Source organism: Streptomyces sp. SAS_272 (assembly GCF_052543235.1).
In genome coordinates, this window is the sequence record NZ_JBMNDR010000076.1 from 17062 (window position 1) to 27940 (window position 10879).

Below are 10879 nucleotides of genomic sequence, written 5' to 3' on the forward strand. Positions count from 1 at the left end.
GCGGACCGGGGCCGGGCGGGGCGGCGGTGTGACGGACCGCACCACCCGCGCCGACCTGCACGCCTCTCCCCGCGGCGGGTGATTTGTCATCGACTGTCAGTGCCCGCCGATAGCCTCTCCCCATGCCCGCCCGTATCAACGATCCCGAGCAGCTCAAGGAGCTCCTCGGGATCCCCTTCACCCCGGAGCAGACGGCCTGCATCATCGCGCCGCCCGCCCCGCAGGTGATCGTGGCCGGAGCCGGGTCGGGCAAGACCACGGTCATGGCCGCACGCGTGGTGTGGCTGGTCGGCACCGGCCAGGTCGCCCCCGAACAGGTCCTCGGCCTGACCTTCACCAACAAGGCGGCCGGAGAACTCGCCGAACGCGTCCGCAAGGCCCTCGTCAGGGCCGGCGTCACCGACCCCGACGTCATCGACCCGGACAACCCGCCGGGCGAGCCGGTCATCTCCACCTACCACGCGTTCGCGGGCCGCCTCCTCGCCGACCACGGCCTGCGCATCGGCCTGGAACCCACCTCCCGCCTGCTCGCCGACGCCACCCGCTACCAGCTCGCCGCGCGTGTGCTGCGCGAGGCCCCGGGCCCCTACCCGTCGCTCACCCGCTCCTTCGCCGACCTGATCAGCGACCTCCTCGCGCTCGACGGCGAACTCGCCGAACACCTCGTGCGCCCCGAGGACCTGCGCGCCTGGGACGCGGAACTGCTGCACACCCTCGACGGCGTCAGGCTCACCAACGCCGACCTGCGCAAGGCCCCCGACGCGGCCGCCGCCCGACGCGAACTGGCCGACCTGGTGCTGCGCTACCGGGCCGCCAAGCGCGAACGCGACCTGCTCGACTTCGGCGACCAGATCGCCCTGGCGGCCCGGCTCGCCCAGGTGCCCGAGGTGGGCCCGCTCCTGCGCGACGAGTTCCGCGTCGTCCTCCTCGACGAGTACCAGGACACGTCCGTCGCCCAGCGCGTGCTCCTCGCCGGACTCTTCGGCGGCGGCGCCGGCCACCCCGTGACCGCCGTCGGCGACCCCTGCCAGGCCATCTACGGCTGGCGCGGCGCCTCCGTCGCCAACCTCGACGACTTCCCGGAGCACTTCGCGCACGCCGACGGCAGCAAGGCGCGCCGCCAGTCGCTCAGCGAGAACCGCCGCAGCGGCGGCCGCCTCCTGGACCTCGCCAACGGCCTCGCCGAGCCGCTGCGCGCCATGCACGCGGGCGTGGAGGCCCTGCGCCCGGCTCCCGGAGCTGAACGCGACGGCGTGGTCCGCTGCGCCCTGCTGGCCACCCACGCCCAGGAGATGGACTGGCTCGCCGACTCCATCGCCCATCTGGTGCGCACCGGCAAGGCGCCCGGTGAGATCGCCGTTCTGTGCCGGACGGCCACCGACTTCGCGCAGATCCAGGGCGCGCTGGTCGCCCGGGACGTCCCCGTCGAGGTCGTCGGACTGTCCGGTCTGCTGCACCTGCCCGAGGTGGCCGACCTGGTCGCCGTCTGCGAGGTCCTGCAGGACCCCGGCGCCAACGCCTCCCTGGTCCGCCTGCTCACCGGCCCCCGCTGGCGCATCGGACCGCGCGATCTCGCCCTCCTCGGCCGACGGGCCCGGCGGCTCGTCAGCCACGCGCGCGGGGGCGACGACGACCCGGACCGGCGCCTCGCCGAGGCCGTCGAGGGCGTCGACCCGTCCGAGGTGACATCGCTCGCCGACGCCCTCGACACCTTCCTCGAGACGCCGCTCCACGGCGGCGGCGCGGGGGACGACGACGGGCTGCCGTTCTCGCCGGACGCGCGCGTGCGGTTCGCGCGCCTCGCCGCCGAACTGCGCGAACTGCGCCGCTCCCTCGCCGACCCCCTGATGGACGTCCTGCACCGCGTCCTCGCCGTCACCGGCCTCGAGGTCGAACTCTCGGCGTCCCCGCACGCCCTGGCCGCCCGCCGCAGGGAGACGCTGTCCAACTTCCTCGACATCGCCGCGTCCTTCGCCGCCGGCGAGAGCGAGGCGAGCCTGCTGGCCTTCCTCGGCTTCCTGCGCACCGCCGCCCAGTACGAGAAGGGCCTGGACAACGCCCTTCCGGGCGGCGAGAACACCGTCAAGGTGCTCACCGCGCACAAGTCCAAGGGCCTCGAGTGGGACGTGGTGGCCGTCCCCGGCCTGGTCGGCGGAACCTTCCCCAGCGGACAGGGCCGCGAGAAGTGGACCGCTCAGGCCAAGGTGCTGCCGCACGCACTGCGCGGTGACGCCGACACCCTCCCCGACCTCGCCTCCTGGGACGCGCGGGGCATGAAGGCCTTCCACGAAGCCATGAAGGACCACCAGCACACCGAGGAACTCCGCCTCGGCTACGTCACCTTCACCCGCCCGAGGTCCCTGCTCCTCGGCTCCGGCCACTGGTGGGGCCCCGCACAGAAGAAGCCCCGCGGCCCGTCCGACTTCCTGCTGGCCCTGCACGACCACTGCGCGGCCGGACACGGCGAGATCGAGGTCTGGGCCGACCCGCCGGAGGAGGACGAGGAGAACCCCGCCCTGCACCGCGCGAGCGTCGACCAGGTCTGGCCGCTCCCGCTGGACGACGCGGCCCTGGCCCGCCGCCGCGCCGCCGCCGAGACCGTCCTCGCCCACCTGGAGGACCTCGAGGACCTCGCCCCGCACGAGGACCCCCGCCCTCGTGCCGCCCACGCCCCGGACTCCCACGACGACCCCGACTGGCCGCCCCCGCCGGACGACGACGAGCCGCCCCACGACGAGGACGACCCTTTCGGCGCAGACCCCTTCGACACGGACCCCTTCGACACGGACCCCTTGGAGGCGGACCTGTTCGACCCGGACTCCTTGGAGGCGGACCCGTTCGACCCGGACCCCTCCGACCGAGGCCCCCTCGATGACGGGTCCTCCGGTGACGCCTCCCACCACGCCCCGCCGGCCGAGGGCGACCCCGCGGACCGGCATGGGCGGAGCCCGGGCGATGCCCCCGTCCGTCCCGCCGTCCACCCCTCGGTCCCCCATCAGGGGACGGCCCCGGAGGCGCCCAGGGCCCGCCCGCGCCGGAACTCCCTCACCCCGGAGGAGGCACGCACCGTCGCCTCCTGGGACCGCGACCTCGACGCGCTCGCCGGGGAACTCCTGCGCGCCCGCCGGACCGTCACCGACGTGCCCCTGCCGACGACCCTGACCGCCTCGCAGGTCATGCGCCTGGCCGCCGACCCGGACGGTCTCGCGCAGGAACTCGCGCGCCCCATGCCACGCCCCCCGCAACCGGCCGCACGTCGGGGCACCCGGTTCCACGCCTGGGTGGAGGCCCGCTTCGAGGAGTTGACGCTCCCCCTGCTGGAACCCGACGAACTGCCCGGCCATGACGCCGAGATCGACGACGAACACGACCTCGAGGTCCTCAAGGAGGCCTTCGAACGCACCGAGTACGCCCACCGCACGCCCTACCGGGTCGAAGCCCCCTTCCAGCTCGCCCTCGCCGGCCGCGTCGTCCGGGGCCGCATCGACGCCGTCTACAAAGAGGGCGACGGCGAGTCGGCCACGTACGACATCGTCGACTGGAAGACCCACCGCGCCCGCACCGCGGACCCCCTCCAGCTCGCCCTGTACCGGCTCGCCTGGGCCGAGCAGCAGGGAGTGCCCGTGGAATCCGTCACAGCGGCCTTCCTGTATGTGCGCACCGGCGACGTCGTGCGTCCGCAGGGGCTGCCCGATCGGCCTGCCCTGGAGCGCCTGTTGACCGGGAAGGAGGGCGCAGGAGACGGCCGCGACGGACCGGCCGGACGCGTCGGCCCCGCACCAGGTCCCGGCGAGGACGCCGGCGCGGGCCGATAGGCTCGTGACCATGAGCCATCCCGTTGACAGTGCCGTCAGCGCCGTCCGCACGTACGTCGAGCGGCATCGCGCCGCCTTCCTCGACGACCTCGCCCAATGGCTGCGGATCCCGTCGGTGTCGGCCCAGCCCGACCACGCCCCCGACGTACGGCGCAGCGCGGACTGGCTCGCCGCCAAGCTCCTGGAGACCGGCTTCCCGACCGTCGAGGTCTGGCCGACGCCGGGCGCGCCGGCCGTCTACGCCCAGTGGCCCTCCGGCGACCCGCAGGCGCCCACCGTCCTGGTCTACGGCCACCACGACGTGCAGCCCGCCGCCCGCGAGGACGGCTGGGACACCGACCCCTTCGAGCCCGTCGTCCGCAAGAACCGCCTTCACGCGCGCGGGGCGGCCGACGACAAGGGGCAGGTCTTCTTCCACACCCTCGGCGTCCGCGCTCACCTCGCCGCCACCGGCCGCACCGCGCCGGCCGTCAACCTCAAGCTGCTGATCGAGGGCGAGGAGGAGTCAGGCTCCCCGAACTTCCGGGCCCTCGTGGAAGAGCGGGCCGGGCGGCTCGCCGCGGACGCCGTGATCGTCTCCGACACCGGCATGTGGTCCGAGGACACCCCCACGGTGTGCACCGGGATGCGCGGCCTCGCCGAATGCGAGATCCGGTTCCTCGGCCCCGACCAGGACATCCACTCCGGCTCCTTCGGCGGGGCGGTGCCCAACCCGGCGACCGCGATCGCCCGCCTCGTCACCGCCCTGCACGACGAGCACGCGCACGTGGCCGTCCCCGGCTTCTACGACGGCGTCATCGAGCTCACCGACCGCGAGCGAGCGCTCTTCGCCGAGCTGCCCTTCGACGAGGACCAGTGGCTGCGCACCGCCCGGTCGCACGCCTCCCACGGGGAGGCCGGGCACACCACCCTGGAGCGGATCTGGGCCCGCCCCACGGCCGAGGTCAACGGCATCGGCGGCGGCTACCAGGGACCCGGCAGCAAGACGATCATCCCGTCCTCGGCCTTCGTGAAGCTCTCCTTCCGGCTCGTCGCCGGCCAGGACCCCGACCATGTCGAGAAGGCCGTCCGCGCCTGGGTCGCCGAGCAGGCTCCCGCAGGCGTCCGGTACGAGATCGCGTTCAGCCCTGCCACGCGCCCCTGCCTGACCCCGCTGGACCACCCCGCGCTGCAGTCCGTGGTCCGCGCCATGGGCCGGGCCTTCGACAAGCCCGTCCGCTTCACCCGTGAGGGAGGCTCGGGACCGGCCGCCGACCTGCAGGAGGTCCTCGGCGCCCCCGTGCTCTTCCTGGGCATCTCCGTCCCCTCGGACGGCTGGCACGCGCCCAACGAGAAGGTCGAGCTGGACCTCCTCCTCAAGGGCGTCGAGACCACCGCGTACCTCTGGAGCGACCTCGCCGCGCACTGGCGTCATGCGCCCTGACGCCCCCGACCGGCCCGGAGGGGACGCGCGCGCGGTGCACACTGAAGGAGCCGCCCCGCGGCCCGCCGCCCCACGACCGGTCGCCCCCTTCCGTACGTCCCGCTGAACCGCCCGCAGAAACAACCGTTCCACCGGGGGAGTTGGAAGTACCCGTGACCACCTGGACCGACCTGAACGCCGATCGACCCATCTCGCTCACCGCGCCGAGCGGCGTGGACCGGGCCGCCCACCACCGGCTCGACGAGGCCTGGCTCGCCGCGGCGTGGAGCCACCCCACGACCCGCTGCTTCGTCGTCTCCGGAGGCCAGGTCCTCATCGACGAGACGTCCGACGGCCACACCGAACTCGTCATGACCCCGTCCTTCGAGGCGCCCCTCACCGAGGCGCACCGCTACTTCCTCGGGACGGACGAGGACGGTGTCAGCTACTTCGCCCTCCAGAAGGACACGCTGCCCGGCCGGATCGACCAGTCCGCGCGCCCGGCCGGCCTGCGCGAGGCGGGTCTGCTGCTGTCGCCGCGCGACGTGGGCCTGATGGTGCACGCCGTGGGTCTGGAGAACTGGCAGCGCACCCACCGCTTCTGCTCCCGCTGCGGCGAGCGCACGGTGATCGCCGCGGCCGGGCACATCCGACGCTGCCCCGCCTGCGGCGCCGAGCACTACCCGCGCACCGACCCGGCGGTGATCATGGCCGTCACCGACGAGGAGGACCGCATCCTCCTGGGCCGCCAGGTGCACTGGCCCGAGGGCCGCTTCTCGACCCTCGCCGGCTTCGTCGAGCCCGGCGAGTCCATCGAGCAGTCCGTGCGCCGCGAGGTCTTCGAGGAGGCCGGCGTCACGGTCGGCCAGGTCGAGTACGTCGCCAGCCAGCCCTGGCCCTTCCCGTCCAGTCTCATGCTCGGCTTCATGGCCCGTGCCACGTCCACCGACATCGACGTCGACGGCGACGAGATCCACGAGGCCCGCTGGTTCTCCCGCGACGAGCTCGGCGCCGCCTTCGAGTCCGGCGATGTGCTGCCCCCCTACGGCATCTCCATCGCGGCCCGGCTGATCGAGCTCTGGTACGGCAAGCCGCTGCCCATGCGCAACCTCGTCTGACGACGCCCGCCCGACCACGCCCGGCACGTCGAAGGGGTGGCCGACCCGCACCGGGACGGCCACCCCTCCGACGTCCTACCAGCCCATGTCCCGGGCTACCTCTTCCCGGGCTGCAGCGATCTCTGCCTCGGTGGACTCGATGACGTCCACCTCCTCCAAGCGAGCCAACAGGTCTGCGAGAGCCTGCTTCTGAGCCGGATGCGTGATCGGTACGGCGTTCAGGTCGGTGCTCATCAGCCAGTCGAACAGCACAATGGCATCGGAGCGCCTCAGGCGGAGATCGACGGTCGGTGTGGACCCCCAGGGGAAACCCGTTTCCATACCGCCATCATGGCAAGTCGGCTGCATCGGGAAGACAGGCGCCCGGCACGGTCAGGATCCCGGCTTTCCCGAACGGGAACGTGCCCCGAGCGCGCAAGCCCCCGATCAGCGTCAGACCGATCGGGGGGCGTGTATCGCGGGGATCAGGCGCCGAGTGCCTGCTTCACCTGGGCGAGGCTGGGGTTCGTCATCACGACGTCAGCGCCACCATTGGACGGAACCACCTGAACGGTGGGCACCGTCTGGTTTCCGCCATTCGCCTTCTCCACGAACGCCGCGGACTCCGGGTCCTGCTCGATGTTGATCTCGGTGTACGCGATGCCCTCGCGCTCCAGCTGCTTCTTCAGCCGCTGGCAGTAGCCGCACCACGTGGTGCTGTACATCGTCACAGTGCCCAGCATGTCTCTCATGCTCCTTCGGCGGTCGGGGGACGGGCGGTCCTAGGGGCAACGCCGCTGACGGGGCCGCCATTCCCGGTGGTGACGTCCGCCCCATTCATACGACTGCGGGGGCCCGCCTGTGGACAACCGTCCCGTCCGTCTCCGCCGACCTGGCAGCATGGCTGTGTGACAGCAGCAACGCACTCCACCCTGTTCCCGCAGGCACCGGACACGGCCGACGCGGTGCTCGACGGGCTCGACCCCGAGCAGCGCGAGGTCGCCACGGCCCTGCACGGTCCGGTGTGCGTGCTGGCCGGAGCCGGCACGGGCAAGACCCGGGCCATCACCCACCGCATCGCCTACGGGGTGCGCGCCGGCATCCTGCAGCCCTCCAGCGTGCTCGCCGTCACCTTCACCAACCGGGCCGCCGGCGAGATGCGCGGCCGGCTCCGCCAGCTCGGCGCCCAGGGCGTCCAGGCCCGCACCTTCCACTCGGCGGCCCTTCGACAGCTGCAGTACTTCTGGCCGAAAGCGATCGGTGGCTCCCTGCCCCGACTCGTCGACCGCAAGGTGCAGCTCGTCGCCGACGCGGCCGCCGCCTGCCGGGTCCGGCTCGACCGCGGCGAGCTGCGGGACGTCACCGCGGAGATCGAGTGGTCCAAGGTCACCCAGACCGTGCCCGCCGACTACGCCCTCGCCGCAGTCAAAGCGGGCCGCGAGTCACCCCGCGACCCCGCCGAGATCGCCCAGCTCTACGCCGCCTACGAGGACCTCAAGCGCGAGCGCGCCGTCATCGACTTCGAGGACGTCCTGCTGCTGACCGTCGCGGTGCTGCAGGACCGGCACGACATCGCCGAGCAGGTCCGCGCCCAGTACCAGCACTTCGTGGTCGACGAGTACCAGGACGTCAGCCCCCTCCAGCAGCGTCTGCTCGAGCTGTGGCTCGGCGACCGGGACGACCTCTGCGTGGTGGGGGACGCCAGCCAGACGATCTACTCCTTCACCGGCGCCACCCCCGACCACCTGCTCGACTTCCGCACCCGTCACCCCGGCGCGACCGTCGTCAAGCTGGTGCGCGACTACCGCTCCACCCCCCAGGTCGTTCACCTAGCCAACGGTCTGCTCGCCCAGGCCCGCGGCCGTGCCGCCGACCACCGTCTGGAACTGATCTCCCAGCGGTCCGCCGGACCCGAGCCGGGCTACGCCGAGTACGCGGACGAGCCCGCCGAGGCAGAGGGCGCGGCCCGCCGTATCCGTGAGCTTCTCGACGCCGGGGTCGCGGCCGCGGAGATCGCCGTCCTGTTCCGCACCAACGCCCAGTCGGAGACCTACGAGCAGGCTCTCGCCGACCTCGGCATCCCGTATCAGCTGCGCGGCGCCGAGCGCTTCTTCGACCGGCCCGAGGTGCGCAAGGCCGGTGTCGCCCTGCGCGGTGCGGCCCGGTTCGGCGGCAACGACACGCTCCTCGAGGACGCCATCGACCTGCCTTCGCAGGTGCGTGCCGTCCTCTCCGGCGAGGGCTGGACCGCACAGCCGCCGGCCGGCTCCGGGGCCGTCAGGGAGCGCTGGGAATCGCTGGCGGCCCTGGTGAACCTGGCGCACGACTTCGCCGCGGCCCGGCCCGGCGCGACCCTCGCCGACCTGGTCGCCGAACTCGACGAGCGGGCGAGCGCCCAGCACGCCCCGACCGTCCAGGGCGTCACCCTGGCCTCTCTGCACTCCGCCAAGGGCCTGGAGTGGGACGTCGTCTTCCTGGTCGGCGTGGCGGAGGGCATGATGCCGATCACCTACGCCAGGACCGACGAGCAGATCGAGGAGGAGCGACGCCTCCTCTACGTCGGGGTCACCCGGGCCCGCGCGCGGCTGCACCTCTCCTGGGCGCTCTCCCGCTCACCGGGCGGCCGCCCGAGCCGCCGCCCGAGCCGCTTCCTCGACGGTCTCCGTCCCGGCTCGGGCGTCACCGTGGGCCGTGGGGGCGCCGTGGGCGCCGGAGGCATCGAGCGGGGGGTCCCCGGCGTCGCCGCGGGCGTCGGCCAGGCGCCGCGCCGGACACAGCGCACCCCGGCCCGCTGCCGGGTCTGCGGGCGCACCCTGACCGACGCCGGCGAGATGAAGCTGATGCGGTGCGAGGACTGCCCCTCCGACATGGACGAGGGCCTGTACGAGCGGCTGCGGGACTGGCGGGCGGTCCAGGCGAAGCGCGCCGGCCAGCCGGCGTTCTGCGTCTTCACCGACAAGACGCTGATGGCGATCGCCGAAGCGGTCCCCGACGAGGAGGGCGAACTGGCCCGGATCCCGGGGGTCGGTGTGCGCAAGCTGCACCGTTACGGAACCGATGTGTTGGCCATCTGTGCAGGCCAGGACGTGGTGGAGGGTGACGGAGGGGAGTGAGGGAGGGTCGGCCGAAGATTGATCCGAACTCGTCGGAAAAATAGTTTGCGCATGCCCCGGCAATCCCCATAGGTTCTTAGACACCGGAACGGCGGCCTTCTCGAAGGCCCTGATTCCGTGCTGTACTTGTATATCCGTCGGACCGGTTCATCCCGGTCCCCCGAGACGCCGAGAGGAGGCGATTCCAGTGATCATCATCAACCGCAGCTCCACTGCCAAACTGACCGATTGCTCGGTCGTCTCCACGTGCATGCTCGGCGCCCCGGTCCTGGGCACCGGTCTGTCCGGCATTCGTGCCGATCGGCCGGCGTCCTCCTCTGTTTCGCCCGTGAGTCTTCTCGGCCGCGAGCGCAATGAGCGACCGACCAAGGCACTGGAAGCAGTAGAGGCACAGGCGCATGCCTATGCCTTCGCGGCGACCGGTGCCGGATTCCGCAAGCAGACGACGCAGCACAACCTGATGTGGGCCTTCCGTGGGCCAGAACCCTGGAGTGATCCAGCCTGATCGTCGATCAGGCCGGCGCCTTCAGGGCCGCGGAACCCCACCCGGGATCCGCGGCCCTTCTGTTTTCCCCGAACGGGGAGGACGGAGCGAAGGGGCCTCGGGACAAGAAAAGAACCCGGTACCCAGCCGACAACCGGTCCCACAGGACCGGACCGACAGACGAGGAAGACGAACCGTGCAACTCGAAGCGCACGCCCCGTCCGTACCGCCTTCCGAAACGATCCCCCCGCCCGGCCTCACGGAGGACTCCACCTTGACCCCGCTCACGGCGCTCACCGCGCTCGACGACGCCATCGAGAACCTCGGCGTGCCCGTCCCCTGCCGTTCCTACGACCCCGAGGTCTTCTTCGCCGAGACCCCCGCGGACGTCGAGTACGCCAAGTCCCTCTGCCGTACCTGCCCGCTGGTCGAGGCCTGCCTCGCCGGCGCCAAGGAGCGGCGCGAGCCCTGGGGCGTCTGGGGTGGCGAACTGTTCGTGCAGGGTGTCGTCGTCGCCCGCAAGCGGCCGCGTGGTCGCCCGCGCAAGAACCCGGTCACGGCATGAACACCGCAGGAACAATCGACCGTCCCCTCACGCATGACCCCAAGAAGCAGGCCCCGATGAAGCCGTTCACCAGCGAGCCCGCAGGCTCCGCGACCGAAGACCTCACCAACTCCACCGGCGCGTACGACTCGCGTCAGAACAGGACACGCGAGATGCAACTCATCCCAGAAGCCCTGGCTCGTGCGCATATGCACGACCGCCTGCACGAGGTCGAGCGGGAACGTCAGGCCGTGCGCCTGGTGGCCGCTCGGCGGATGCAGCGCCGGGCCGAGCGCGCGTCGCTGCGTGCCCGCCGGGCGCTCGCCATGGCCGTGATGCAGTAACCGCCCACACCTGAAGGGGTGGCCTCCCGAGGGGGAGGCGAAGCTTTCCCCGTGGGGGCCGGTCCGTTCGGACGGACCGG

At 72.4% G+C, this 10879-nt stretch carries 9 protein-coding genes; 7 read left to right on the top strand and 2 right to left on the bottom strand.

Annotation, left to right across the window (positions count from 1 at the left end):
* Window positions 1-122 precede the first annotated feature (122 nt).
* The 3 genes from ACN6LD_RS32435 to nudC all read left to right on the top strand — a co-directional run bounded on the left by ACN6LD_RS32435 (window position 123) and on the right by nudC (window position 6335).
* Entirely contained in the window at window positions 123-3815 is a 3693-nt protein-coding gene (locus tag ACN6LD_RS32435) for a UvrD-helicase domain-containing protein (RefSeq protein WP_445045054.1), read from the top strand.
* 10 nt (window positions 3816-3825) lie between these two features.
* The gene (locus ACN6LD_RS32440; RefSeq protein WP_445045055.1) at window positions 3826-5238 is read left to right on the top strand and encodes a dipeptidase; all 1413 of its coding nucleotides are present in this window, start codon (window positions 3826-3828) and stop codon (window positions 5236-5238) included.
* Window positions 5239-5390: 152 nt separating this feature from the next.
* A complete protein-coding gene (nudC, locus tag ACN6LD_RS32445) occupies window positions 5391-6335 on the top strand; it encodes an NAD(+) diphosphatase (protein WP_319195796.1) in 945 nt (314 codons plus the stop codon).
* A gap of 75 nt (window positions 6336-6410) precedes the next feature.
* Here nudC and ACN6LD_RS32450 read toward each other — a convergent pair whose 3' ends face one another.
* Window positions 6411-6656, bottom strand: coding sequence for a hypothetical protein (locus tag ACN6LD_RS32450; protein ID WP_319195797.1), 246 nt, complete (start codon window positions 6654-6656; stop codon window positions 6411-6413).
* Window positions 6657-6799: 143 nt separating this feature from the next.
* The gene (locus ACN6LD_RS32455) at window positions 6800-7057 is read right to left on the bottom strand and encodes a mycoredoxin (protein ID WP_319195798.1); all 258 of its coding nucleotides are present in this window, start codon (window positions 7055-7057) and stop codon (window positions 6800-6802) included.
* Window positions 7058-7135: 78 nt separating this feature from the next.
* Here ACN6LD_RS32455 and ACN6LD_RS32460 point away from each other — a divergent pair, with 78 nt between their 5' ends.
* The 4 genes from ACN6LD_RS32460 (at window position 7136) to ACN6LD_RS32475 (ending at window position 10799) form a co-directional block, all read left to right on the top strand.
* The gene (locus ACN6LD_RS32460; RefSeq protein WP_415924981.1) at window positions 7136-9427 is read left to right on the top strand and encodes an ATP-dependent DNA helicase UvrD2; all 2292 of its coding nucleotides are present in this window, start codon (window positions 7136-7138) and stop codon (window positions 9425-9427) included.
* Between the two features lie 187 nt (window positions 9428-9614).
* The gene (locus ACN6LD_RS32465; RefSeq protein WP_319195802.1) at window positions 9615-9932 is read left to right on the top strand and encodes a hypothetical protein; all 318 of its coding nucleotides are present in this window, start codon (window positions 9615-9617) and stop codon (window positions 9930-9932) included.
* 175 nt (window positions 9933-10107) lie between these two features.
* On the top strand, window positions 10108-10476 hold the full coding sequence (locus ACN6LD_RS32470; protein WP_057584309.1) for a WhiB family transcriptional regulator: 369 nt from the start codon (window positions 10108-10110) through the stop codon (window positions 10474-10476).
* Entirely contained in the window at window positions 10473-10799 is a 327-nt protein-coding gene (locus ACN6LD_RS32475) for a hypothetical protein (protein ID WP_319195804.1), read from the top strand. Before ACN6LD_RS32470 ends, ACN6LD_RS32475 begins: the two co-directional genes overlap by 4 nt.
* Window positions 10800-10879 lie beyond the last annotated feature (80 nt).

Coding starts and splice junctions, on each gene's coding strand:
- ACN6LD_RS32435 (WP_445045054.1), top strand. CDS start 123: ATGCCCGCCCGTATCAACGATCCCGAGCAGCTCAAGGAGCTCCTCGGG.
- ACN6LD_RS32440 (WP_445045055.1), top strand. CDS start 3,826: ATGAGCCATCCCGTTGACAGTGCCGTCAGCGCCGTCCGCACGTACGTC.
- ACN6LD_RS32475 (WP_319195804.1), top strand. CDS start 10,473: ATGAACACCGCAGGAACAATCGACCGTCCCCTCACGCATGACCCCAAG.
- ACN6LD_RS32450 (WP_319195797.1), bottom strand. CDS start 6,656: ATGGAAACGGGTTTCCCCTGGGGGTCCACACCGACCGTCGATCTCCGC.
- ACN6LD_RS32455 (WP_319195798.1), bottom strand. CDS start 7,057: ATGCTGGGCACTGTGACGATGTACAGCACCACGTGGTGCGGCTACTGC.